This window comes from Archangium gephyra (genome assembly GCF_042230915.1).
In the GTDB taxonomy this organism is placed as follows: Bacteria; Myxococcota; Myxococcia; order Myxococcales; family Myxococcaceae; genus Archangium; species Archangium gephyra_B.
In genome coordinates, this window is record NZ_CP102578.1 from 1466898 (window position 1) to 1492414 (window position 25517).

General features: G+C 70.9%; 17 protein-coding genes. 5 read left to right on the plus strand and 12 right to left on the minus strand.

Going from position 1 to position 25517, the window contains the following annotated elements; all coding sequences use genetic code 11:
* Positions 1-28: 28 nt before the first annotated feature.
* The 5 genes from NR798_RS06005 to NR798_RS06025 all read right to left on the minus strand — a co-directional run bounded on the left by NR798_RS06005 (position 29) and on the right by NR798_RS06025 (position 5617).
* Complete coding sequence (locus NR798_RS06005) at positions 29-922, minus strand: glycosyltransferase family 2 protein (RefSeq protein ID WP_375770452.1); 894 nt, start codon at positions 920-922, stop codon at positions 29-31.
* Positions 919-2139 carry a hypothetical protein gene (locus tag NR798_RS06010; RefSeq protein ID WP_375770453.1) on the minus strand — a complete coding sequence of 407 codons (1221 nt, stop codon included), beginning with the start codon at positions 2137-2139 and terminating at the stop codon, positions 919-921. The genes NR798_RS06005 and NR798_RS06010 overlap by 4 nt, the downstream gene beginning before the upstream one ends.
* On the minus strand, positions 2136-3323 hold the full coding sequence (locus NR798_RS06015) for a glycosyltransferase family 4 protein (RefSeq protein WP_375770454.1): 1188 nt from the start codon (positions 3321-3323) through the stop codon (positions 2136-2138). The genes NR798_RS06010 and NR798_RS06015 overlap by 4 nt, the downstream gene beginning before the upstream one ends.
* Entirely contained in the window at positions 3308-4492 is a 1185-nt protein-coding gene (locus NR798_RS06020) for an alkaline phosphatase family protein (protein WP_375770455.1), read from the minus strand. The genes NR798_RS06015 and NR798_RS06020 overlap by 16 nt, the downstream gene beginning before the upstream one ends.
* A gap of 141 nt (positions 4493-4633) precedes the next feature.
* The gene (locus NR798_RS06025) at positions 4634-5617 is read right to left on the minus strand and encodes an SLBB domain-containing protein (RefSeq protein ID WP_375770456.1); all 984 of its coding nucleotides are present in this window, start codon (positions 5615-5617) and stop codon (positions 4634-4636) included.
* Between the two features lie 93 nt (positions 5618-5710).
* Between NR798_RS06025 and NR798_RS06030 the strand changes: the two genes are divergently transcribed.
* Entirely contained in the window at positions 5711-7555 is a 1845-nt protein-coding gene (locus NR798_RS06030; protein WP_375770457.1) for a GumC family protein, read from the plus strand.
* A 7-nt stretch (positions 7556-7562) separates the two neighbouring features.
* Here NR798_RS06030 and NR798_RS06035 read toward each other — a convergent pair whose 3' ends face one another.
* Complete coding sequence (locus tag NR798_RS06035; protein ID WP_375770458.1) at positions 7563-9047, minus strand: sigma-54-dependent transcriptional regulator; 1485 nt, start codon at positions 9045-9047, stop codon at positions 7563-7565.
* Positions 9048-9526: 479 nt separating this feature from the next.
* Here NR798_RS06035 and NR798_RS06040 point away from each other — a divergent pair, with 479 nt between their 5' ends.
* The 3 genes from NR798_RS06040 (at position 9527) to NR798_RS06050 (ending at position 13553) form a co-directional block, all read left to right on the plus strand.
* Positions 9527-10036, plus strand: a complete 510-nt coding sequence (locus NR798_RS06040; protein ID WP_375770459.1) for a serine O-acetyltransferase — start codon at positions 9527-9529, stop codon at positions 10034-10036.
* The gene (locus NR798_RS06045; protein ID WP_375770460.1) at positions 10033-11208 is read left to right on the plus strand and encodes a glycosyltransferase family 4 protein; all 1176 of its coding nucleotides are present in this window, start codon (positions 10033-10035) and stop codon (positions 11206-11208) included. Before NR798_RS06040 ends, NR798_RS06045 begins: the two co-directional genes overlap by 4 nt.
* A 182-nt stretch (positions 11209-11390) precedes the next feature.
* A complete protein-coding gene (locus NR798_RS06050; RefSeq protein ID WP_375770461.1) occupies positions 11391-13553 on the plus strand; it encodes a kelch repeat-containing protein in 2163 nt (720 codons plus the stop codon).
* A 9-nt stretch (positions 13554-13562) separates the two neighbouring features.
* On the opposite strand, the gene NR798_RS06055 is transcribed toward NR798_RS06050, so the two are convergent.
* A complete protein-coding gene (locus tag NR798_RS06055) occupies positions 13563-14618 on the minus strand; it encodes a prephenate dehydrogenase/arogenate dehydrogenase family protein (RefSeq protein WP_375770462.1) in 1056 nt (351 codons plus the stop codon).
* Positions 14619-14707: 89 nt separating this feature from the next.
* Here NR798_RS06055 and NR798_RS06060 point away from each other — a divergent pair, with 89 nt between their 5' ends.
* Positions 14708-15151: a nuclear transport factor 2 family protein gene (locus tag NR798_RS06060; RefSeq protein ID WP_375770463.1), complete on the plus strand. Its 444-nt coding sequence runs from the start codon at positions 14708-14710 to the stop codon at positions 15149-15151.
* 83 nt (positions 15152-15234) lie between these two features.
* Here the strand turns inward: NR798_RS06060 and NR798_RS06065 are convergent, their stop codons facing one another.
* The 5 genes from NR798_RS06065 to NR798_RS06085 all read right to left on the minus strand — a co-directional run bounded on the left by NR798_RS06065 (position 15235) and on the right by NR798_RS06085 (position 25300).
* Positions 15235-17844, minus strand: coding sequence for a DUF3656 domain-containing protein (locus tag NR798_RS06065; protein WP_375770464.1), 2610 nt, complete (start codon positions 17842-17844; stop codon positions 15235-15237).
* 108 nt (positions 17845-17952) lie between these two features.
* Positions 17953-19146 carry an aminotransferase class I/II-fold pyridoxal phosphate-dependent enzyme gene (locus NR798_RS06070; RefSeq protein ID WP_375770465.1) on the minus strand — a complete coding sequence of 398 codons (1194 nt, stop codon included), beginning with the start codon at positions 19144-19146 and terminating at the stop codon, positions 17953-17955.
* A gap of 434 nt (positions 19147-19580) precedes the next feature.
* The gene (locus NR798_RS06075; protein WP_375770466.1) at positions 19581-22754 is read right to left on the minus strand and encodes an efflux RND transporter permease subunit; all 3174 of its coding nucleotides are present in this window, start codon (positions 22752-22754) and stop codon (positions 19581-19583) included.
* A 6-nt stretch (positions 22755-22760) separates the two neighbouring features.
* Positions 22761-23981, minus strand: coding sequence for an efflux RND transporter periplasmic adaptor subunit (locus tag NR798_RS06080; RefSeq protein WP_375770467.1), 1221 nt, complete (start codon positions 23979-23981; stop codon positions 22761-22763).
* The gene (locus NR798_RS06085) at positions 23969-25300 is read right to left on the minus strand and encodes a TolC family protein (RefSeq protein ID WP_375770468.1); all 1332 of its coding nucleotides are present in this window, start codon (positions 25298-25300) and stop codon (positions 23969-23971) included. The genes NR798_RS06080 and NR798_RS06085 overlap by 13 nt, the downstream gene beginning before the upstream one ends.
* Positions 25301-25517: the final 217 nt, after the last annotated feature.

Here is a 25517-nt window from a genome sequence, read left to right on the forward strand (position 1 = left end):
TCGCCGCTGCTCCTTGCGCTGGAGGGGGTCACCAGCGCTCGAGCACCACCTGTTGCCCGATGCTCGCGTCCTGGTTTCCTGTCGCTCTGCGCCGCTCGCCCAGCCTGTGCCCCTGCAGATAGGCCCAGTGGTACACGAAACGCCGGGGAATCGAGAGGAGCAGCCCCAGGGCGTCACGTGCCGCGAGGTGGGCCTCGGCGTCATGCATCCACGCGCTTCCCAGGCCGCGGGCGAGCCGCCCGAGGGACATCCGGTCCCGGAAGATGAAGGCGTCCGCCTCTCCTTCGATGAAGCGGCGCCCGTAGAGCTGCCGGAGGGTGTAGTTGTGCGAGTGCATGACCAGCGATTGCGGCACGTAGCGCACGCCGAGCCCGTTGTTCCGTGCCCAGTGTCCCCACTCCGTGTCCTCCGAGCCCCAGGCATCCTCGTAGAAGGGGTGCCGCTCCCACGCGGTGCGCCTCATCGCGGCGAAGGGCAACGAGTACGCCATCCAGGAGGGTGGCTCTCCATGGGAGGGGAAGGCGACGGCGTAGTCCCGCCGGACCCAGGTATGCGCTTCTGGCCGCGGGAGTTGCCGGGCAAAGGTCGCGTCGGCCTCGCCGGCCTCGAGGGGCTCCAGGAGCTGCTCGAGCGCCTGGGGCGTCAGTGGTACCACGTCGGAGTTCTGGAAGACGAGGAGCTCTCCCCGGGCCTGCTGGATGGCCCGGTTGAGGACCGCGCCGGGAAAGTACTCGGTGGCTTCGATCTGGATCAGCCGGCAGGGAAAGCGCCTGACGATGTCCAGCGTGGCGTCCGTCGAGCCGGAGTCCACGACGAGCAGCTCGAAATCCTTGAGGCGCTGCGAGAAGAGCCCCGCCAGGGCCTGCCCGATGACCCAGGCGGCGTTCTTCGAGCGCATGATGACCGTGACGCTTGCACTCATGACGACCGGGCCTCTTCCCGGGCGGACAGCTCCAGGCCGAGCGCTCGCGCCAGGAGCGAAAAGTTCGCATCCCCGAAGTCTCCCCAGCAGCGCAGGTAGGAGCGCCGCAGGCCGGACTCCCGGCTCGAGCTGCCCAGGGCCTGTCGCGCCAGCTCCTGGTCCCGCTCGCTCCCCACCCCGTAGGCGACGCAGGGAAACACGGCCGCCATCAACCCCCGGGGTCCCCCCAGGCGCAGTCCGAGCCGTTCACGCCAACCCAGCTCCGGGGGAGTGGGGCTGCGGAAGCGCACCCCGTCGCGGAGCTTCCGCATCCACACCCGTGCTTCGAGGCCACCCGCCCCGAGGGCGTGGCCGAGTGCGCGCTCGAGGTAGCCGTCCCACCGCAGCCCGGGCAGCCCCATCCGGGCCGCTTCACAGGCGAGGTGGATGTGCGCGAGCTGCTCGCGCACTTCTTCCAGCCACGGCACCAGCTCACGCGTGGCCAGCCGCTCATAGTCCGGCTCGAAACGGAAGGCCGTGGCCTCGCCGTAGAGCCGGCGGAAGCCTTCCGGCACGTCCTGTTGCTCCGCCATGCGGCGCTGCTTCTCCACGTAGCTCCAGTGGTACTTCCCGTGGAAGAAGAGCAGCGCATCGCCATAGCCGATGATCGCCTTGGCCGCATGCCGGAGGACCGCGCGCCGCCGCGCCTCATCCCATCCCCGCTGCTCCAGCAGCACGTCGTTGATGACCAGCAGCGTGCCGCGGTTGATCAACAGATCCCGCGCGTCGTCGGGCAGGATGTCCTCGCGGGTGAAGTGGGTGAGCGAGGGCAGGAACGAGGCATCCCCGAGCACCGTCTTGTGGCCGTACCGCATGTCGTACCACATGACCCGGCAGGGAGCCCGGCGGAGGGCCCGGACCGTGACGAGGCCGAGGTCGATCCCCATCGCGTACTGCTCTCGCAGCGGTGCGAGGGCCTGGTCGAGGAGCTCCTTCAACCCCGGGCGCTCCGGCCGCTCGAGCACCAGGAGGAAGTCGAGGTTGTTGTGGGGCCGCTCCCGTTCCCCCCGCCGCTCGACGCCCCCCTCGCCACGGCCGTAGCCCCCGATGAGGGCCAGGGTTCGCAGCCTGTCAGGGGGAAGGTGTGCGCCCAGGGTCGTGGCGGCCTGCCTCACGAGCCCGGCGATCTCCGCCTCGACGGCCAGGGAGCCCCGCAGGGTGAAGCGTGCCCCGCTCATGCGGACATCCTGCCTTCCCCGGCGAGCGACTCCAGGACGGTCAGCAGCTGGGAGACGTGGTGCTCGGGGCGGAACCGCTCCTCGAAGGCCCGCAGGGCATTGTGGCCCAGCCGGCTCCGCAGGAAGGAGTCTCCCAACAGTTGATCGATGGCCGCGGCGAGCGCGTCAGGCGAATTGGGCGGCACCCCGAGGCCCGTCTGGCCATGGGCCAGCCACTCGCCCATTCCTCCCAGGGTCCCCCCGATGACGGGGGTGGCATGGGCCATGGCCTCGATTCCAACGAGGCCGGAGGTCTCGGGGGCCCGGCTCGGGAAGACGACGCAGGTGGCCCGCCGGTAGTGGGCCGAGAGGGCCTCGGGCTCCAGCCAGCCCAGGAAGTGCACCCGGTCGGCCAGCCCCAGCTCCCGCGTCAGGGCCCGCAGCTTCTCCTCCTGCCGCCCTCGTCCCACCACGTGCAACTGACAGGGGTGGACGGTCCGCGTGAGGGCCTGGAGCAGGACGTCGAGGCCCTTTCCCGTGGTGAGCTGCCCCACGAAGAGCAGCAGGTCCTCCCGGCGCGGCTCCAGGACACGCGGGGGCGGTGGAACCCGGGCGTAGAGCGGGAGGACGTGGATGCGCGAGCGGTCGAAGCCGTGGGCCGCGATGTGCTCGGCCATGTACCGGGAGCCCACGACGAAGGCCTCGTGGCGGCGGGCCACGGTCTGCTCGGCACGGAGCTTCCGGAGCGAGGCGAACCGGACCCCGGGCCAGGTCTCCGAGCGGCAGACGAAGCCGAGGCAGGAGTAGCAGGCCGCGCCGATGCTCCGCTGGCAGGGCGTCTGGGTGAGCGCCGTGTACTTGTGCTCGCGCAGGCAGAACATCCGATGGTCATGGAAGAAGCGCACCACCGGGTACGGCAGCGCCGAGAGCGCATAGGGCGCCGCGAGCCCACTGAGACGGTGCACGTAGACCACGTCCGGTGCCAGCGCCCGGAGCTGGCGCTCGAGATCGATGATGGGAAAGCCTCCCTCGAAAGGGGCCAACATCGCGGGCGAGGGGACGGGCGAGGCCTTCACTTCATAGAAGAGGAAGGAGCGCACGCCCCGCGCCGCGAGCTCCTGTGCGGTATCCCGCACGTACCGCTCGGCACCCCCGGTGGGGAGCGCGAGCTCGTTGATCCAGGCGATCTTCAGACCACGTCCCATGTCACTTCCTCGTTTCCCCTGTCCCCCGGGGGCAGCACGGACGGAACGGACAACCCCAGGAGCGAGCGCACCCAGGGCGCCACATCCGTCAGGGCCCGGCAGGTCTCCGGGATGGGGGTGTCCGAGGCGACGGCGGCGAACGCGGAGGGGCTGTCCACGTCATAGCCATGCATGCCTCGCATCGCGCCTCCCACGAAGCTGGGCGCGAAGAGCGCTCCCTCCTGGAGCAGGAAGAGGGCCTGGCCGTGGGGCGCGCCGCGGGTGGGGGCCTGCCGCGCCTCGAGGGCCCGCGTGTCCAGCCACTGTCCTGGCAGCTCCGCCCCCTCCAGCAGCTCCCGTGCCCGCGCGAGCGCCCGGTCCTCTCCCCAGACGCGCAACATGGTGCTGTCGACGAAGGCGCGCACGCCGTGGAGCCGCCGCAGCAGCCCTCGCGGGTCGATCACCCGGCCGATGTCCGCCATTCCATGATCCCCCACCACGATGGTGGTCACCTCGCCGCCCCCTGCCCGCAGGGTCTCGGCGGCCCGCTGGATGCGCGCGGCGATGCGCCGGGTGGCCCGCTGTGCGTCCGCGCTGCCGTTGCCAGTCCGGTGGAGTGCCCCATCGAGCTCGGTGGCGTACGCGAAGGCCAGGTCGGGCCGCTGCGCGCGGAGGACCTCCTCGGTGTGCGCCCAGCGCGCGTCTTCCGGGAGCTGCCAGGGGGCGGCGAAGACCCGCAGCCCGGCCCGCCGCGCTTCGGAGAGGAAGGTCTCGGCGCCGCCAATCCGCTCGGCGGTGAAGAGGTCCTCCCGCTCCGGCAGGTCCAGCCAGCGGAAGAGGGCGGGCGGTACCCGGTAGAGCTCCACGTACCCGGTGAGTCCGGCCCGCCGGGCCAGCATCCACGCGGCGAGCCGGCGCACCCGGCTCCGTTCGTGGAGCACCCGCGGGAGGAAGCCCAGGCACGCCAGTGGCGCGAGCACGCCGTCTCCGTCAGTGGCCCGGGCGAAGAGACACATGCGCCCATGGCGCGCCGGTGGCACTCCCGTGAGGAGCGTGGGCAGGGCCCCGCATGAATAGCCGAGGATGCCGCGCAGCCGGCCCCGGTAGGGCAGGCCCCCCAGCCCCCCCGCGGCCTCCAGCTGGGAGGGCCCGAGGGCATCGACGAAAACGACCAGGACGCGGCGGTGCATGGGGCTCTTCCTCGTCCAGGGGGATTGCACGAAGGGTGCCGGGCTGGTGCTTCCCGCTCATCGCTCGCGGGCGGAGGGGGCCGGAGGGTGGGTTTCCCAATCCGAGACGAGCGCTCGTCTCATCCTGAGACGGGCGGGACTTCACAACGCGAACGCCGTCCCCACGGCCAGCAGCGGAAGCAGGCGCTGGAGCACCTCCGTCCCCGAGGCGAACCAGTGCTTCGTCACGAAGACGATGTCACCGCGCGCGAGCTCGACATCCGTTGCCCGGCCCTGGAGCAGGTCCGTGAAGCGGGCCTGGTAGAACCGCGGCGCCGAGAGCGGACCCCGGATGACCCGCACGTCGGCCGCATCCGCGTCGGAGGTCAGGCCTTGTGCCAGCGCGAGGGCCTCGCTCAAGCGCAGTCCCTGGCGCCAGGAAACGAGCCGGGGGCCCCTGACCTCCCCGAGGACGCGGACCGTCGCTCCCCGCAGGGCGGGCACGAACAACACATCCCGGGGGGCCACGGGCACATCATGTCTCGCGTCACCCGTGAGCGCGCGGGGGATGCTGATGGGCAGCGGCTCGCCGTCGCGAAGCAGCCGCGCGGCCTCCAGGTCGGCCAGCTCCACGGCCTCCGCGTCTCCTTCGGTCCACTTGAGCCCTCCGGCCATCGCCAGGAGATCGCTCACGCGGGTGAGCCCGCCGAGCGTGTACGTGCCCGGCTTCGAGATGGCGCCCAACACACTGGCCCGATGCCCGGCGGGCTCCACCACTGTCAGGGAGACGATCCCAAAACGATCGAAGCGCCGCAGCCGCTCCTGGAGCCGGGTCTCGGCCTCCTCGAGGGAGGCCCCCGCGACCGGCACCGCCCCTGTCAGGGGCGCGTGGAGCAGTCCGGCGTCATCGACGCTGAGGCGGGGCACCTCCAGGGGGGCTGGAGAGATCGTCCGCAGCGCGAGGACGTCCCCCGGCTGCAGCCGGAAGGTGCCGGGAGCCACCGGCTCCATCCCGGCGGGTTCGGGCACGGCCTCGACGGTGAAGTCAGGATCCTCCGCCGGCCGGGTGGGCACGGGCAGGAGATTCGCGTGACAGGCGCAGAGCGCCAGGAGTGCGCCGAGCATGAGGAGGGAGGAGCGGCTCATGGCCGCGCCCGCTCGCAAGAAGCGCACCACGCGGAGCACTGGCATACGGGGTGCAGCCCGTGGAGGGACTGCAGCGGATGGGAGAGCTTCCTGGTGTTCGCCCCAGGTGATGACGAGGTGTCCAGCGTGCCCGGAAGCTCCTCCGGGCGAGCCGATGCGCAGGCGCGGCCGGGCCATCCCCTGGAGGTGAGGCGGGTCGTGCGGGCGCTGCGGCACCGCTGGCGGCTGATCGCGCTCACCTTCCTGGCCGGGATTCCCATCGGCGTCGTCATCGCCATGACCTGGGCCCCCCGCGAATACACGGCCCAGGCCGTGCTGGTCTGGGAGCCGCCACCCACCTTCGTCTCCACCAATCCCCAGCGGGACTTCAGGACCCTGGTGGATACGATCAAACTGCCCACCGCCCTCGCGGAGGTCCGCCAACGCATGGGCCTGTCCCTGACGCTCGAGTCCCTGGCTCGGAGGATCGACGCGGACGCGGCCCGGGACTCGAACATCCTGCTCATCCAGGGCAAGGCCGGCAGCGCCGAGGAGGCCATGCGGCTCACCGCGACCCTCACCCAGGTCTTCCTCGATGGCCGCACCGCGCTCGAGCGGGCGCGCGCGGAGGAGCGGCTCCGGGCCCTCGGTGAGGAGATCTCGCGCGTGAATGACGCACTGTCGGGCGCGCGGGAGCGGTATGACCGTTTCAGACAGGAGCACGGCATCTCGGACCTCGCACTCGACCGGCAGGCGGCCATCGAGGAGGCGGCCCTCCTGCGCGCCGAGGTGCACCGCAGCCACGTCGAGATGGGGTCGGAAGAGGCCCGGGGGGCGCTCTTGCGCTCCGCGGCCCATCGCGAGCACCCCAAGGTGGTCCTCTCCGAGACGCAGTCGCGCGCCACGGAGCAGAAGCTGGTCGTGCTGCGCACGGAGCTCACCGCCCGCCGCGCCAGCCTCTCCGACGAGCACCCCGAGGTCCAGGGGCTCGCCGCGGCCGTGGCGGCGCTCGAGGCAAGGCGCTCCGGCGCTCCCGAGCTCATCGACCAGACGGTGGGCACCAACCCCCACTGGAGCTTCCTCCAACAGGGCCTCGTCGACGCGAACGTGGGGCGGGAGGCGGCCCAGAAGAAGTGGCAGTCCTTCAGCCGGTTGGAGGACGCCGCGCGGGAGCGTGTCGCCCGGCTGTCCGCGCTGGAGGGACAGGCCAGCCTCCTGCTCGCGGAGATCCACCTCGCGGAGAACCGGCTGAGCGGGCTCAAGGCCGAGCAGCGGGAAGCCGAGGCCACGGTGCATCAGGCCGCCGCCGGCTTCCGGGTGCTGGACGAAGCCGCGCTGCCCACCCTGCCGGCGCGCTCCTACCGCCGCCTGGTGGCCATCGCGTTCCCGCTCCTCTCGAGCCTGTGCGCGGCGCTGGTCTGCGCGGGCCTGGCCCTGCGGGGACTCAAGCTGTGGACTCCCGCCGAGCTCGCCTTCTGGGGCGGCGCTCCGGCCGTCGCCGCCTCGGCCTGGCCCACGAGTGCCGAGGGCCTGGAGGAGCTTGCCCTGGACCTGGGCGAGCCGCTCTCGGGAGCGAGCGGTTCCACGCTCCTGCTGGCGCTCGACCCCGCCCGCGCGAGCCGGGCGGTGGAACTCGCCGCGCGTCTCGAACCGGGAGCCGCCGTCTCTCTTCGAGAAAGCGTCCCGGTCCGGGATGCCACGCTGGTGGTCTGGGACAAGCCCGGTTCCATCCAGGTGCTCCGCCGCACCGTCCGCCAGAGCGCCAGGGTCCTGGTGTTGGTCGAGGCGGGAGCCCACTCCCTCTTCGAGCTCGCGGCGGTCCGCCGGGTGCTCGGGGGAGAGGCGCGAATCGGCTTCGTCGTCCTGGGGCTCGGCACCGAGTTTGCTGATTCGCCAGATCAGGTCGGCGACGTTCCAGGCTTCTGGCTCACCCCCCCCTCCAAGGAATGCGGATCATGAAGTCCTCCTACGCACTACCCGCCGCTCGCGGTGTCCGCTGGAACGAGTCCTCCGGAGAGGATGCCTCACGCTCGGGCACGGCGGGGATGCGCAGCTCACCCAGGCGGCGATAGAGCGTCGCCCGGCCGAGCCCGAGCAGCTTCGCGGCCTTCGTCACGCTCCCCCTCGTCACGGCCAGCGCCTTGAGGATCTCCCGCCGCTCCAGCTCCCGGAGCGGGACGACCCCGCCGGCATCGTGGAGCGGCTCGAGCGGGGCCCGGAGTGGACGCGGCAGGCTCTCGGGAATGGCGGGGAGCACGAGCGCGCGCAGCTCCGCCGGCAGGTGGGCGAGCTCTATCTGCGGCCCATCGCAGGAGAGCGTGGCCCGCTGGATGATGTTCTCCAGCTCGCGCACGTTGCCGGGCCAGCGGTAGCGGATGAGCGCGTCCAGGGCCTCGTGGCTGAGGTGACTCGGACGGCCCCGGCCCTCTCCACCCGACTTCTTCAAGAGGTACCTGGCGAGCAGCGGGATGTCGGAAGCCCGCTCCCGGAGCGCAGGCACATGAACGGGATACACGGCCAGCCGGTAATAGAGGTCCTCGCGGAAGCGGCCGGCCTTCACCTCCGCCAGGAGGTCGCGGTGGGTGGCGGTGATGATGCGCACGTCGATGCGGATCTCCGCGGTCCCCCCGACCCGCCGGATGATGCGCTCCTGCAAGGTCCTCAGCAGCCGGACCTGGGTGGGGGCACTCATCTCCCCCACCTCGTCGAGGAACAAGGTGCCCCCCTGGGCCTGCTCGAAGAATCCCCGGTGGGCGGTGACGGCGCCCGTGAAGGCTCCCCGCTCGTGCCCGAAGAGCTCCGATTCGAGCAGGGACTCCGCGAAGGCCGCGCAGTTGACGGCGATGAAGGGCCCCCGGGCCCGGATGCCCTGCTCGTGAATGGCGCGCGCCACGAGCTCCTTGCCGGTCCCCGTCTCGCCGAAGATGCACACGGGGATGTCCGCCTGCAAAATCCGCTGGAGCTGCCGTGCCAGGGATTGCATCGGGGCGCTCAGGCCCACGATGCCACCGATGAGCCGCTCCTCTTCCTGGAGCTGCCCGGGCCGCTGCGACTGACAGCGCAGCCGCCGGTACTCCGCTACCCGCTGGAGCGCCTGGATGACGCGTTGTCCATCGAAGGGTTTCGTCACGTAGTCATACGCCCCGAGACGAACGGCCTGGATCGCCGAGTCGATGTTCTGGTCCGCGGCGACGGCGAGCACCGGGAGCAGGACGTCCCTCGCCCGGAGGTGCCGCAGCAGGTCCATCCCCGCCATGTCCTCGAGGTCGAGATCCAGATAGATGGCCGTCCATTCGGCGCTGCCCTCCCCCAGCGCCTCCAGCCCCCGCGCGAGCTCGACCACGTCGAAGCCAGCCTTCTCAATCCAGGTCCGCAAGCGCTGCCGGGTCTCGCTATCGTTGCTCACAATCGCTACGGGATGCTTGGTATGACAAGTGAAATCATCGGTCACGGCAGGTCATCTCCTGAGGCAGCGTGCGGTGACGGAGAGGACAGCCTGACCTGTCAGCCGCACTTCCTCCCGGTCCGAGCCGGACTTCTTCCCCCCCAAGACGCGCAGCATGCGCCCGGTCGGTCGTCCGGCTTCCTGTAATTTTCTATCTGCACATCCCGTTCCGTGCCGGAGAGCCCCCGCTCGCGCTCCCACGCGGCACTGCGGAGCGCCGGGGGCCTGTCTGTCGAAAACCCGTGGGATGTCTCAATCTGAGACGTCCGGGAATGAGACGACAACCGCATCTCAAAATGAGGCTCATTCCTTTTCCAACCCATAAACATGGCTGGGGAGCAGGCGAGCAGGGAAGCAAGGGCTGATGCAATGCCTTGCGGGTTGGAACGGCGCTCGCAAGGGACTGCTGAAAACAGAACTCTCTTGCTGAGAAGGGGCCCATGGGTTCGCTCTCGAAGTCTTGTCATGCTTTTCGTGTCCCCCTCGTGGCCCTGAAGTCAGACCATGCCCGCGTCGTTGACGCATGCCGGGCCCGCGGCTCGCGGATTCCTGAAGTGACGGCCTGGCTCGATTCATCGCTCTGGGCGATGGGCCTGCTGCGGATGGGGGCCGCGCTGCGAGGAGGAATTGGAACCTCGCTGGGCCTGTCCACCCTGCTGCGTCTGGGATTCCACATCGACGTGTGGAGCGACGCCATCGGCCCCGGGCTGCGCCTTCCCCACCCGTTCAACATCATCATCGGCGAGGGCGTGGAGCTGGGCCCCGGTTGCACCCTCCTGCATGGAGTGACGCTGCAGAACAGTCAGCGGACGCGGATCGGCCGGGGGGTGGTGCTGGCCAATGGGGTGACGGTGCTCGCCGGCTCACGGATAGGAGAGGGGAGCCTCATCGGCGCGGCCAGCGTGGTGCGCGGGGAGATTCCACCGGCCTCCGTGGCCGTGGGCGCGCCCGCTCGCGTGGTGCGCGCCACCCGCCCGGGGGAGGCCGCGGCATGAGACTGGCCATCACACTGGGAGGAACCGACTGGGGGCGCTCCGGTCTCGGCACGTATACGCGCGCTCTGCTCCCGCGCCTGGAGCGCAGGCTGTCGGAGACGGGGGGCAGTCTGGTCGCCATCGGTACTCGCAGGGACTTCGAGGCCTATGAGGATGTCCTCGGTGAGACGGGGCGGTCCTTCATCCCTGAGTTCACGAACCGCCCGGCGCTCGGCGCGGCGTGGTACCTCACCCGGAGCGGAGCCCGGGCCCGCGCGGAGGGGGCGGATGTGTTGCTGCTCCCGGCGGCCAATCGCCGAGCGACCCTGCGCCCCGGACTGCCCACCGTGGGGGTCATCCACGATCTCGCCCAATTCAAGCTGCCCGGGAAGTACGACCGGCTCCGCACCAGCTACGTTCAGTACCTGCTGCCGAAGGCCTTCGCCTCACTGGATGCCGTGGTGGCCGTCAGCCATGCGACCGGCTCGGACGTGGCGCGGGTGCTGGGCCGCCCGGCCGAGGACATCCACGTCGTCGCCAACGGTGTCGACACGGAGCGGTTCGTGCCCCTGGAGGACGTCCGCGTGGCCGAAGTGCGCGCCCGGTTGGGATTGCATGAGCCCTATGTGCTCTACCCGGCGCGTCTCGAGCACCCGGGGAAGAACCACCTGCGGCTGCTGCGCGCCTATGCGGCCTCCGCCGCGCGAAGGAGCCACCTCCTGGTCCTCGCCGGATCGGACTGGGGCGCCGAGGCGCTCATCCAGGCCGAGATTCAACGGTTGGAGCTGGGCACCCGGGTCCGGTGGCTCGGCTATGTGGCCGAGGAGCTCCTCCCGGGCCTCATCGCGGGGGCGGCCGCGGTGATGGCGGTCGGGCTGTGCGAGGGCTTTGGCCTCCCGGCCCTGGAGGCGCTGGCGGCGGGCCGGCCCGTGGTAGCGGCGCGGGCCGGCGCGCTCCCCGAGGTGGTCGGGGAGCTTGGCATCATCTGCGACCCGCTGGAGCCGGCGGACATGGCGGTCGCGATGAACCACGCGGTCAGCAACGAGGCGCTCGCCTCCCGGGTGCGCCGGGAGGGGCCCGCCTATGCCCGCCAACGCAGCTGGGATCGCACCTGCGACGGGCTGCTGGCGATCTGCCACGCGGTGGCCGTTCCGCTCGCACCGCGGCTCGCCGGAGTGCTCACGGGCGCCTGAGCCAGACGAGACCCGGCGTGGAACCGGGAGTACCTGTATTGCTTTGGTTCTGCGCGGCAATCACAACCTGGGTGAGGATTGGCGCCGGTGTGTTCCCGCTCGGCATGACAAGGGATTATGACGATTCGAGGAGCGCATTCATGACGGCATCAAGACGTGCATTGTTCACGCGGATGATGTGTTTGATCACGGGGTTCCTGCTCGCGGGGACCGCGTGTAACGCGGTCTCGCCCCCGCCCGAGGAGACGTTGTCCACCCAGCGCTCGTTCCTGAGCGCCACCTGGCAGCCGGTGAACGCGCTGGCCGAGCAGCGCGTCTACCACTCGGCCACCGCGCTTCAGTCCGGCAAGGTGCTCGTCGTGGGAGGCTGGAGCTACGACAGCTATCTGCCCACCGCGACACTCTACGACGCGGCGGCGGGCACCTGGTCCACCACAGGCTCGATGGCGCTCGGCCGCGAGGCGCACACCGCCAGTGTGCTCCAGTCCGGAAGTGTCCTCGTCGTCGGCGGCGAGACGTCCAGCGGCACCACCGCCACGGCCGAGCTGTACAACCCGGCGACGGGCACCTGGGCCTCCGCTGGCGCCACCTCGCGGGCCCGCGCCTACAGCACCGCCACCGTGCTCAAGTCCGGCAATGTCCTCGTCGCCGGTGGCCTCAACGTGGGCGGCGCCTGGGACAACGTGGATGTCTATAACCCGGCGACGGGCACCTGGTCCTCCGCCGCCCCCCTGAGGGAGCCGCGCCGCAGCCACACGGCCACGCTGCTCCAATCCGGAAAGGTGCTCGTCACGGGAGGCTGGGCCGGCGGCGCCACCCCCACCGCCGAGCTGTACGACCCGGCCACCGGTGCCTGGTCCTATACCGGCGCGCTGTCCACCGCGCGCTACGAGCACACCGCCACGCTGCTGCCCTCCGGAAAGGTGCTCGTCACGGGTGGCCAGAATGCCGGTGGCGCCCTCTCCAGGGCGGAGCTCTATGACCCGGCGACGGGCACCTGGGCCGCCGTGTCTTCCATGGCCCAGGCCCGCGCGAGCCACACGGCCACGTTGCTGTCCTCTGGAAAGGTGCTCGTCGCGGGCGGCCTGGCCTCCACCGCGCTCTCCTCGGCGGAGCTGTTCGACGCGGGGACGGGCACCTGGAGCGCCACCGCGTCCCTGGCCTCGGCGCGAGGCAACCACACCGCCACGCTGCTGGCGTCCTCGGGCAAGGTGGTCGTCACCGGCGGCTGGGCCGGCTCCCCCCTGTCCTCCGCCGAGCTGTTCGATCCGGGGACCATTTATGGCCCGGCCCCTGGCGGGCAGGTCCTGGCGGCCGGTTCTTTCCACACGCTGGCGGTGCGCTCTGGCGGCACTGTCTGGGCCTGGGGTGACAATGCCCTCGGTCAGCTCGGCGATGGGACCATCACCGACCGGCTCTCCCCCGTGCAGGTGCGAGGCCTCACCGACATCACCGCCCTGGCGGCCGGTCAGTACCACTCGCTGGCGCTGCGCTCCGATGGCACCGTCTGGGCCTGGGGCTCGAACTACTTCGGCCAGCTCGGCGGTGGGGCACTTACCAGCCGGTCCTCACCAGGGCAGGTGCCAGGCCTCACCGGCACCACCGCCCTGGCGGCCGGGGATACCCACTCGCTGGCGGTGCGCTCCGGTGGCACCGTCTGGGCCTGGGGCTGGAACGCTGTCGGCCAGCTCGGCGATGGGACAAAGACCGACCGGTCCTCGCCCGTGCAGGTTCCTGGCCTCACCGGAGTCACCGCCCTGGCAGCTGGCCAGTTCCACACGCTGGCACTGCACTCCGACGGCACCGTCTGGGCCTGGGGTGATAACAGACACGGCCAGCTTGGCGATGGGACACTCACCAACCAGTCCTCGCCCAGGCAGGTGCCAGGCCTTACCGGCGTCACCGCCCTGGCGTCCGGTCAGTACCACTCGCTGGCGCTGCGCTCCGACGGCACCGTCTGGGCCTGGGGTGATAACAGAGAAGGCCAGCTCGGCGATGGGACACTCATCAGCCGGTCCTGGGCCGGGCAGGTGCCAGGCCTCACCGGCATCATCGACCTGGCGGCCGGTCAGCACCACACGCTGGCGCTGCGCTCCGACGGCACCGTCTGGGCCTGGGGCGACAATAGTGCCGGCCAGCTCGGCGATGGGACAAGGATCGACCGGCCCTGGCCCGGGCAGGTGCCAGAACTCACCGGCGTCACCGCCCTGGCGTCCGACTATGTTCACTCGCTGGTGCTGGGCTCCAACGGCACCATCTGGAGCTGGGGCAACAATAGTTACGGCCAGCTCGGTGATGGGACAATCGCCAGTCGGTTCTCGCCCGTTCAATCGTTGCTGCCCTGAGAAGCGGGGTCACTCCTTCGTCTGCTGGGCGCGCCGGGAGAAGCGCAGCACGGCGCGGAAGATGGACTCCACGCCGTCCGGGTCCAGCCCCAGCTCGGTGGCCCAGGCCCGGCGCGTGGCGATCACCTCGTCCTCCCGGGCCGGGTCCGGCACCGGCTGGCCCACCTCGGCCTTGGCGCGAATCGCCCGCCGTGCCAGCTCCGCCCGCCGTGCCAGCAGCTCCACCAGCTCGCGGTCGAGCTGGTCGATGTGCTCGCGCGTCTCCTTGAGCTCCGGCATGCCCGTCTCGAGCGCCGGCAGTTCCATGCCGGGCGTGTCCGGCGTGGCCGCTTCGGGCGGAATCGCCTCCAGCTCCTGGTGGATGGTCTCGAGCGCATGCAGCAGGTGCCTGCGCGCCTCCTGCGCGAAGGGGTTCTCGTGCTGGATGGCGGTGAAGAGGTGCCCGGCGTCCGAACGGACGATCTCGATGGTGCGCGACAGCGCCTTGAAGCTCGCGGGCGCGAAGGGCACGTCCACCCCCGAGCCCGCGTCCACCATCCCCTTCGCCACGAAGAAGGTGAGCGCGTGCGTGTGCGCCATCACCCGGTCATGGCCCTCGGGCGTCTGGTCGATGACCTCGCAGCCCAGCCGCTCGAAGAAGGCCCGGGCCCGAGGGGCCGCGTCCGGGTGGAGCGGGTTGGGAGAGATGACGACGCGCAGCGGGCGCTCGGCCATGGCGAGGCTGAGCGGACCGAAGAGCGGATGGGTGCCCACCCACGGTATCCGTGTGCCGAGCACCTCGTTCATCGCCTGCACGGGCTTCACCTTGACGCTGCCCACGTCGAGCACCAGTTGCTCCGGCTTCAGGTAGGGGCTCAGCGCCTGGAGCACCTCCTTCATCTTCGGCACCGGCACGGCCACCACCACCTGTTCGGCCCCGGTGACCAGCTCCTGGAGCGAGCCGGCGCGGTGGGCCGGGGGGATGTCCGCCGCCGTATCCCACGCCCGGTAACCGATGCCCGCCTCGTCCAGCAGCGAGCCGAGTGCGCGGCCAAAGCGGCCATATCCAATGATGGCGACCGTCATGCCGCCAACTCTACACGAGGGGGGGCCATGGCTGTGTCTCCCGCTCGGGCGCAGAGTTGCCTCCTCCGCAGTGCCCAGAGGGAATCGACGTGTCCGAAGCGAAGAAGAACGTGGAGCGGACCCGGCACATCTTCGAGGAGATGGCCCGGCTCGGCAGCAACCAGCCTCTCCTCGAGGCGATGGATGAGGAAGCTGTCTACAAGCTGTCCCTCCCCAAGGGCACGCCCCTGAGCGGGGAGTTCCGCGGCAGGCAGGCCATCCTCGAGTACTTCGAGCGGCTCGAGCAGGTGCTCGAGGTCCAGGAGGTGAACACCTGGGACTTCGTCGGCAATGGCGACCAGGTCATCGTCCTCGGTGACGAGCACTTCGTCGTGAAGAAGACCGGACGCACCTGCTACAGCGAGTTCGCCTTCGTCCTCGACTTCCGCGCCGGGAAGATCGTCCGCGCGCTCGTCATCGAGGACCTGTCCGGCGTCGTCGAGGCCTTCGCGCCCGCGAGTGCACGGGCGGCTTCACGGGCCTCGGGGACTTGAGGCACGGCGGGGAGGACGGGTCCGGGCACCCTCACCCCGTCCCTCTCCCAGGGGGAGAGGGGAAGTTGCTCAGGGGAAGGTGCTCAGTGGGCACTTGGGGGGGTGCTCAGCACCTTCATCGTGCCCCGCGTGACGCCGAACTGCTCGTGGACAGCCGTGCGCCGCACCGCCTCCGCCGGGGAGATCCGTCCCGCCAGCAACTCCTGGTAGGCACCCAGCACCCGCGTGGCTTCCTCCTGGGACTCGCGCACGAACTCCACCCGGAAGCGGCGCACTCCGCGCTCCAGCAGCTTCGGCACCAGCGAGGCCGCGCTCTGCGCCTGCGCGTTGAACACCGTGTTGCGGCAGCCCACGTCCACGATGACCGGGTGCTCCAGCCCGATGCGGTCCCGCAGCGAAATCTGATGCTTCTCGCACGGGCGGCCGCAGCTCTTGAAGTCGCGCCCGTTGGAGAGCGTGTGTGAGTACACGCAGTGCTCCGTGTGGAACGTGGCGATGTGGTGGTGCAGCGCCACGGCGAAGCGGTGCGCCGGCGTGTGGTCGAGCAGCGAGAAGAGCTGCGTCTCGTCCAGGTCGTGCGAGAAGGTGAGCGTGTCCAGCCCCAGGCCCAGCAGGTGCGCCGCCGTCAGCGAGTTGGTGACGTTGAGCGAGAAGTCCCCGTGCAGCACCGGGCGCGGCTGGCCCGCGGGCCGCTCCAGGAAGTGCATCAGCGCGCCCCAGTGGCGCACCAGCACCGCGTCGGGACGCAGCTTGTCGATGCGCGCGTCGTAGCCCTCCTCGCCCGGCTTCTGCACGCGCACCGTGGCGATCGTCACGCGCAGCCCGGCGGCCCGCGCCCGCTCCACCGCGCGCTGCAGGCCCACCATCTCCATCCAGTCCAGCTCCACCTCACGCAGGCCGGCGGCAAGCACCGCCTCCAGCTGCGCGTCGTTGCGGCACATCGGCAGCAGGCGCGGTGTCTCCTCGGCCGCCACCTCGGGCACGCGCGCGAGCAGCGAGGCGCGCACCTGCTCCAGCACCGGCGTCTCCACCACCGTGCGCTGGTGGCCCCGCTCCACCGCCGCGGTCAGCTCCGCCACGGCGTCGCGGCGCAGCGCCTTGAGCTCCGACACGGGCAGGTGCAGGCCCGGCGCCAGCTCCGCGCAGTCCAGCCGCGCCAGCGTGAAGGGCGTGCCTCCGAAGGCGCCCAGCTTGTCCTTCAGCAGCGCCTCGTCCAGGCCCTTGCCCCGGGACGCGGTGAGCGGCGTCGGGCTCTCGGCCGAGCACTCGTGCCCCCAGGCGCTCGCGTGCAGGCGCAGCGGGGTGCCCTCGGCGCCCGAGACCTTCAGCGTGAGCGGAATGCGGCCCTCGGGCTCACCGTGGGCGAGCAGGCCCTCGGTCCGGCGGGCGAGGGACGGGTCGCTGTTGAGCCACACGCGCTGCCCCGGCGCCACCCGCCCGAGGTCCGGTCCCGGGTGGCCGAAGCCCAGCACCCAACCCTGGCCCTTGCGCTCCACGCGGAAGATGGGGCCTCCCGGCTCGTGCTTGTCCTCGGGGGCGTTCGCATCGAAGACGACGCCCATGCCCGGGCGCGGATCCACCGCCGCCGGAGTGGGCTCGCCCCCCGGCAGGGGCGAGGCGATGGGGCCACTGGGCGCCTCGGGGCGCTGCTCGCCCAGGCCGAGGCCACCGGTCCACGGGCGCTCGTCGGGGGTGACGAACACCTCCTTGCCGGACACGGAGCGCACGCGGCCGAGGTACAGGCCCCGGTGCTTGGGGAAGCGGCCCTCGACGAGCGTCTGGTGGTCCGAGCCCCCGAGGAAGCCATTGGAGAAGCCCCGGCTGTACGTGAGGGACATGTCGGCCAGGTCTTTCTCGAGCTGGCGCTCATCCGGCTTGCCCGCCACGACGCCGTCCACCCACCGCCGGTAGCCCTGCACGGTGGTCGTCACGTACTGCGGGCCCTTGAGGCGGCCCTCGATTTTGAGACTGTGGACGCCGATGTCCACGAGGTCGGGCACGGCCCGCACGCCGGCGAGGTCCTTGGGGCTGAGCAGGTAGCGCACGTCGCCGAGGTCGCGCGTCTGGTGGTCCACCACCAGGTCATAGGGGAGCCGGCAGGACTGGGCACACTGGCCGCGATTGGCCGAGCGCCCGCCCCAGGCCTCGCTGGTGAGGCACTGGCCGCTCCAGGACATGCAGAGCGCGCCGTGGATGAAGACCTCCAGCTCCATGTCCGTCTGGCTGGCCAGGCGGCGGATTTCCGCGGTGGAGAGCTCGCGCGGGACGACGACGCGGGTGACGCCCAGGCCCCGGGCGAAGCGGATGCCCTCGGCGCTGGAGACGGTCATCTGCGTGGAGGCGTGCAGCTCCAGCTGGGGGCAGATGGCGCGGGCCAGCAGGGCGATGGCCGGATCCTGGATGATGAGGGCGTCCACGCCCGACTCGGCCACGCGGCGCAGGATGCGCTCCACCAGGGGCAGCTCGGGCTCGAAGACGAGCGTGTTGAGCGTCACGTAGGCGCGGGCCCCGGCGCGGTGCACGAGCACCATCGTCTCGGGCAGGCGCTCGAGCGAGAAGTTGTCGGCACGGGCGCGGGCGTTGAAGCCCTCGTCCAACCCGAAATAGACGGCATCCGCACCGGCGGCGAGCGCCGCGCGCAGTGAATCGAGGTCTCCCGCGGGTGCGAGGATTTCAGGACGTCGGGAAGGCATGCTGCCTCCATAACACGCGGCCCGCGTTCCAGTGCCCGCCCGGAGCCGTCCCCCGGTCCTCCCCCGGACGGGTGAGGGGCACACGCGCGGCCCCCCTTGGAATAAAGCTCAGCGGTAGCGGTCGCGGACGAAGGCGTCCAGCCGGTCGAAGGCGGTGGTGAGGATGTCCTCCGGGGGGAGGAACACCACCCGGAAATGGTGCGTGCCCGCCTTCTGCCCGAAGCCGCTGCCGTGCACGAAGAGCACCCCCGTCTCGCGCAGCAGGGACAGCACGAACTGCTCGTCGTCCGTCACGCCGGGCAACTGCAGGCGGACCATCGCGTAGAAGGCGGCGGCGGGCTCCACCACGGACAGGCCGGGGATGGCGTTCATGCGGCGCACCATCAGGTCCCTTCGCGAGCGCATCCGCTTCATCATCTCCGGGATGTGCTCCTGCGGCCCCTCCAGCGCGGGCTGGATGGCGTACTGCTGCGGAGCGGGCGCGCACAGCCGGGCGTCCGCCAGCTTCATCACCGCGCTCTTCAGCTCCGGCATCAGGTGCGAATTGCAGAAGACGAGCCACCCCATCCGCCAACCACAGGCCAGGTACGCCTTGGACAGGCCATTGAAGGTGATGATGGGCACGTCCGCCGCCAGCGACGCGGTGGGGGTGTGGTCCTTGTCGTAGAGGAGCTTGTCGTAGATTTCATCGGAGAGGATGACCAGCCCGCGCCGCCGGGCGATCTCCAGCAGCCCCTCCAGCACCTCGCGGCCGAGCACCGCGCCCGTGGGGTTGTTGGGGTTGCACAGGAGGATCGCGCGGGTGCCGGGGGTGCACAGCGCGTCGATCTCCTCGAGGTCCAACGTCCAGCCGCGCTCCTCGTCCAGGGTGTAGGGCACGCCCTGGGCGTTCAGCTTGGCCATGAGGGCGTTGTAGAGCGGGTAGCCGGGGCAGGGCAGCAGCACGCGCTCGCCGGGCTCCAGCAGGGCGGTGAGAGCCAGCTCCAGCGCCTCGCTGGCCCCGTTGGTGACCACCACGTCCGAGGGCATGATGCCGGGGATGCCGGTGCGCGTGCACTCGCGGGCGATGGCCTCGCGCGCGGCCGGGATTCCCGCCGAGGGCGCATAGCCGTTGTGGCCGTCCCGCATCGCCTTGTGCACCGCCTCGATGAGGTGCGGCGGCGTCTGGAAGTCGAACTTCAGCGGGTCCCCGATGTTGAGGAAGAGGATGCGCTGGCCCTGAGCCTCCAGGCGGCTCGCCTCGGCCACGACGTTGCGGATGGCGTATCGGACGTTCTCGATGTGCCTGGCGGCGCGAATCACGGGAATCCTTGGGAAGGGTCGCTGTCTATCTACCAACTGACTCCGTCCCGCGTTGCTGTCCGTGCGACTCCCGGTGCGGCGGATGGCAGGAGGGGCGCGGAGTGTCCTGTTTCCGGACAGGGCTGTCCGATTCTGGGACAGACGTGCTCCGCCTGAGCAAAGTCCTGAAATTCCAGGGGATTTCGGTGATTTTGTCACAGCGCGTTACATCCGCGCGGCGGAAAGTGGAGCCCTGACGCACCGGGTCAGTGTTGGGGGTCCAGCAATATCGAGGACTTGGCTGCTGGCACGCTGAGTGCTTTAGGGAGGCCTACACCGGTACACGGGCCGCCAACCTCCTCCTCTGGTGGCCCGCTGTGGTGCGCGGCGGATGAGCCTCCCCAGAAGGCTTGTCCGCCGCTGTTTTTTTTTCGCGGCTCAGGCAGGCGCGGCACTCAGGCCGGACGCGGCGTGTGCCCATCACCGCCCGGGGCCGTCGGCGGCGGGGTGCCGTGCTCATGGCGCTTGAGCAGCTTCGTGCGCGCCGTCTCCACCAGCGTGTACAGCACGGGGATGAAGATGAGGTTGACGAAGGTGGACAGCAGCATGCCGCCGAACACCGCCGTGCCCAGCGACTTGCGCGAGGCGGCGCCCGCGCCCGTGGCCAGCACCAGCGGCACCACGCCCAGCAGGAAGGCGAAGGACGTCATGATGATGGGCCGCAGCCGCGTGTCCGCCGCCTGGATGGCCGCCTCCACCACGCTCCTGCCTTGATGGCGCAGCTGCTCGGCGAACTCCACGATGAGCACCGCGTTCTTGCTGGACAGGCCCACCAGCATCAGCAGCCCCACTTGGCAGAAGACGTCGTTGGCGAGCCCTCGCAGCAACTGGAAGCCCAGCGCGCCGAGGATGGCCACCGGCACCGCCAGCATGATGACGAAGGGCAGGGCGAAGCTCTCGTACTGCGCCGACAGCACCAGGAAGACGAAGACGACCCCCAGGGCGAAGATGAGCAGCACCTTGCCCCCGGACTGTTTCTGCTCGAGTGACAGGCCCGTCCACTCGAAGGTGAAGCCGGCCGGTAGACCCTGGTGGGCCACGGCCTCCATGGCCTCGAGCGCCTGGCCCGTGCTGACTCCAGGCGCGCCTTGGCCGTTGATGGCGGCCGAGCGGAACAGGTTGTAGTGCGTGATGTTCTGCGCGGTGGTGACGGGCTGCACCTTCACCAGGCTCTCCAGGGGCACCATCTCCCCCTGTGCCGAGCGCACGTAGAAGGCGGAGATGTCCTTGGGCTCGTTGCGGAAGGGCATGGCCGCCTGCACGTAGACGCGGTAGACGCGGTTGGCGAAGGTGAAGTCATTGACGTACTGGCTGCCCATGTAGACCTGCAGCGTGGAGTAGAGCGCGTCCAGCTGCACGCCGAGCGCCTTGGCCTTCTCCCGGTCCACCGACACGTTGAGCAGCGGGGTGCTCGCCGTATAGGAGGAGAAGACGCTGCGCAGCTCCGGTGACTGGTTGGCCCGCGCCGAGAGCTGCTGCGTGGCCGCCGCCAGCTCGTCCAGCGTGTGGTTGCCCTGCTGGTCCTCCAGGACGAACTCGAAGCCACCCACGCTGCCCACGCCGCGGATGGAGGGGGGCTGGAAGGCCAGCACCCGCGCTCCGGGGATGGAGGCGAAGGGCCCCCGCAACCGGTTGAGGAGCCCGGCCACGCTCTGCTCCTTCTCCTCGCGCTCCTCCCACGGGTGGAGGTTGATGAAGAGCACGCCGTAGTTGGGGCCGGTGCCCAGCAGCGAGAAGCCGCCCACGGTGAAGATGTCCGCCACCTCCTTCTGCTGGCGCAGCACCTCCTCCGCCTGGATGAGCACCTGCCGCGTGTAGTCCAGCGACGTGCCCTCGGGGCCCTGGACGGCGACGATGAGGTAGCCCTGATCCTCCTCGGGGATGAAGCCGGTGGGCGTGACGCGGTAGAGCAGCGCCGTGAGGCCCATGAGCACCACGAAGGCGCCCAGCACCACCCAGCGCAGGGTGGGGGCCAGCAGCCGGCCCAGGAAGCGCGCGTAGCCGCGCCGGAAGGCGTTCATGCTCTGGTCCACCCAGCGGAAGATGCGCCACTTCTCTCCCTCGTGGGCGCGCAGCAGCCGGGCGCACAGCGCGGGGGACAGGGTGAGGGCCACCAGGGCCGACAGGCTGATGGAGAAGGCGAGGGTGAGCGCGAACTGCCGGTAGATGGTGCCCGTGGTGCCCGGGAAGAAGGACACCGGGACGAACACCGCCGAGAGCACCAGCGCCGTCGCCACCACCGCGCCGCCCACCTGCTTCATGCTCCGGTGCGACGCCTCGCGCGCGTCCACGTTCTCCTGCACCATGACGCGCTCGACGTTCTCGATGACCACGATGGCGTCATCCACCACCAGGCCCGTGGCCAGCGTCAGGCCGAAGAGCGTCAGCGTGTTGAGCGAGAAGCCGAACGCGCTCACGAAGGCGAAGGTGCCCACCAGCGACACCGGCAGCGTCGTGGCCACCACGAGGATGCTGCGCCAGCCGTGCAGGAAGATGAAGATGACGAAGATGACGAGCGCGATGGCCTCCAGCAGCGTGCGCAGCACCTCGTCGATGGAGGCCTCCACCGCCCGCGTGGTGTCGAAGGCGCTCTGGTAGAGGAGGCCCGGCGGGAAGTTGCCCTTGAGCCGCTCCAGCTCGGCCACCACGCCCTCGCGCACCGCCAGCGCGTTGGAGCCGGGGAGCTGGAAGATGCCCAGGCCCACCGCGTCCCGGCCGTTGAAGCGCAGGAGCTGGTTGTAGTTCTCCGCGCCCAGCTCCACCTGGCCCACGTCCTTCATCTGCACCAGCGTCCCGTCCTCGCCGCGCTGCAGGACGATGTCCCCGAACTGCTCCGGGGTGGAGAGCTGGCCGAGCACCTGCACGTTGATTTGATACGTCTGCCCCTGGGGCGAGGGCGGCTGGCCCACCTGTCCGGCGGCCACCTGCACGTTCTGCTCGCGCAGCGCCGCCACCACGTCCTGCGCGGTGAGGCCCCGGCTCGCCAGCTTCGTGGGGTCCAACCACAGCCGCATGGCGAAGCGGCGCTCGCCGAAGATGCGCACGTCGCCCACGCCGTTCACGCGCAGCAGGGCGTCGCGGATATAGACGTCCGCGTAGTTGCTGATGAAGCCCGTGTCGTAGCGCCCTTCCTTGTCATACAGCCCGAAGGACATGAGCAGCTGCGACTGCGTCTTGTTGATGGTGATGCCCAGCGCGTTCACCTCGGCGGGCAGCCGCGCCGAGGCGGTGGCCACCCGGTTCTGCACGTCCACCGCGGCGACGTCCAGGTCCCGCTCCGGCTCGAAGGTGACGGTGATCTGGCTGGTGCCGTTGTTGCTGCTGGTGGAGGAGATGTAACGCATGCCCTCCAGGCCGTTGAGCTGGCGCTCCAGCACCGTCGTCACCGCGCTCTCCACCACCTCGGCGGAGGCGCCGATGTACGTGGACGTCACCGTCACCTGCGGCGCCGCGAGGTTGGGGTACTGCTCGACGGGAAGGCTGGGGATGGCGATGGCCCCCACCAGCGTGATGAGGATGGAGATGACGCTGGCGAAGATGGGCCGGCGGATGAAGAAGTCGGAGAACATGGGCGCTCACTCCCCCCCGTCCGGGCCCGGCCCCATGCCCGCGTCGCCAGCACCCCCCGTGCCCGCGTCCGCGGCGCCGCCCACGCCAGGGCCCTCGCCCGGCAGCTGTTTCACCGGCTTGGGCTGGATGGGCTGCCCATCCCGCAGCTGCTGGAGCGAGCCGACGATGACGGGCGTCCCCGCCTCCAGGCCCTCCAGCACCTCGTAGTAGTTGCCCTGGAGCCCGCCCAGCTTCACCGGCCGGCGCTGCGCCACCATGGGGCCGCCATCCCCCTGCACCGCCACCATGGCGAAGTACTGGCTGCTCTGCTGCGTCACCGCGAAGGTGGGCAGCCGCAGCGCCTCGCGCGTGTCGAACACCACCTGCGTGTGCACCACCTGGCCGGCGCGCAGTCCCCGCGTGTTGTCGAAGGCGGCCTTCAGCTCCACCAGCTGCGTGCGCGGGTCGGACGTGGGGGCCACGAAGAAGACAGGGGCGCTCACCACCGGTTTGCCCTCGTCATCCAGCACCTCCACCTGGGTGGTGCCCACCTCCACCTCGGCGGCGCGCTCGGGCGGCACCGCCACCGACACCTCCAGCGCCCGGCTCTGGTCCACGTGCGTCAGCGCCGTCTGCGAGGTGACGTAGTCGCCCACCTTCACGGGGATGTCGCCCACCACGCCCGCGAAGGGCGCCTGCACCCCGTAGTAGCCGAGCTCCACCTGCTGCTGCTGGAGCTGTGCCTCCGCCGTGCGCGCGCTGGCCTCGGCCGCCGCCGCCTCGGCCACCGCCTGCTCATAGTCCTGCCGGCTCATGAGCCCCTCGCGCAGCAGCTGCTCGGCGCGCTGCCGGGTGCTGCGCGCGTACTGCTGCTGGGCCAGGGCCGAGGCGCGCTGGGCCTGGGCGCTCCGCACGCCCGCGCGCTCGCGCCTCGGGTCCACCTCCAGCAGCAGCTGGCCCTGCTTCACCTGCTGGCCCGGCTTCACCGCGATGCGCTGCACGTAGCCCGCCACCTGTGGATAGACGGTGATGCTGCGGCGGGAGATGAGCGTCCCCAGGTACTCGCCCGTGTCGCGCACCGGGCCCGGTTGCAGCGCCAGCACCTCCACCGGCAGCGGCTGTCCGCCGCCCGGTCCTCCAGGGCCTCCGGGTCCACCCGGCCCTCCCTTGCCCTCCGTGCGTTGACACCCGGCCAGGGCCAGGGCCGCCAGCCACGCCCCCCATACTCCCCGCCTCACCAGTCGCATGCCGCCTCCGCCAGGAACGCCTCGATTCGCGCCTGGAACAGTTGGAACTCGCTCACCACCAGGTTCAGCTCGGTCTGCCGCAGCGCCGCCGCGGACACCACCAGGTCCTGACTCGTCCCGGCGCCCACCTCGAAGGCCCGCCGGGTGAGCCGGTCGTTCTCCGCCGCCAGCTCCCGCGCCCGGGTGGCGATCTCCAGCCCCGACCGCGCCACGTCCACCTCGCGCCGCGTCTGCCTCACCTCGACCGAGGCCCCGCGCTGCAACTCCACCGCTTGCTGGCGCGCCGTCTCCTCCTGCGCCCGCGCCTGCCGCACCCGGCCTCCGCGCGCGCCTCCTTCATAGAAGGGCACGGTGAGCACCGCGCCGATGTTCCACACCGGCACCCGCGCGAAGCCCGGGTCCACCGTGAGGCCCACCACCGTGCTCTGCGCCGCCAGCGTGGGCAGGTACCGCGCCTGGGCTGCCGACACGTCGTGCTCGGCCGCCTCCAGCTGCGCGCGCGCCGCCGCCAGGTCCGGCCGCTCCTCCAACGACGGAAGGCTCCGGCACTCCCGCTGGCCGCCGTTCAGCAGCTCCTCCAGCGACACGTTCCGCGCCAGGCCCACCGGCTGCTCCTGCCCCAGAATCAACGCCAGGTCATCCCGCGCCTGCAGCAGCGAGTTGTCCCCGGAGACCACCGACGAGCGCGCCGACTCCGCGTCCTGCCGCAGGCGGATGACGTCCAGCTGGGTGCCCGCGCCCAGCTCCAGCCGCCGCTGGGCGAGCGCCAACCGCTCCAGGGCCGAGCGCAGGTTGACGCGATTCACCTCGGCGAGCCGCTCGGAGGACGCCACCCGTGCCAGCGCCCGGGCGAGCTCTCCGGTGAGCTGGCGCCGTGCCTCCTCCAGCGACAGCTCGGCGGCGCGGCGTGACGCACCCGCCGAGCGCAGCGATTGGAGGGCACTCCAGTCGAGCAGGGGCACGGAGGCCGTCACCGTGGCGGTGCCCAGGGGCGAGGTGGGCCGGGGGCCGTCTCCCCCTCCCGTGCCGACGCCTCCGCCGATGCCCCCGCCCGCGCCGCCCCCGAGGAAGGGCGTCGAGCTCGGGTCGAGCACGTTGTATTGGACACTGGCCGAGCCGTTGACGGTGGGCAGCAGTCCGGCGAGCGCCACGCGCCGCTGTCCCGCGGCGGACTCCACCCGGGCCAGGGCGATGCGCAGGTTCGTGGAGCGCTGGCGCAACAACGCGAGCGCTTCGTCCCAGGAGCCCACCTGCACCGCGGCCGGAGCGACGGGCTCCAGCAGCGGATCGGAGACCTGGGGCTGATAGGGCGCGGACACGGCGGGGGGCTGCTGGGGAGCAGCCCCCGGTCCGGTCTGCGCCAACATGGCTCCGGCGGGGAGGCCGGCGTGCCAGAGCAGGGCTGTGAGCAGGAGGGCGGTCATGGACAGGCCGCCCACGTTGGTGCCTGACGCCGCGCATCGCCTCCTACCGGAGGGCAGTCATGACACAGCCGGACATTGTGGGTGCTCGCTAACGAGCACTTCCGTCACCCTG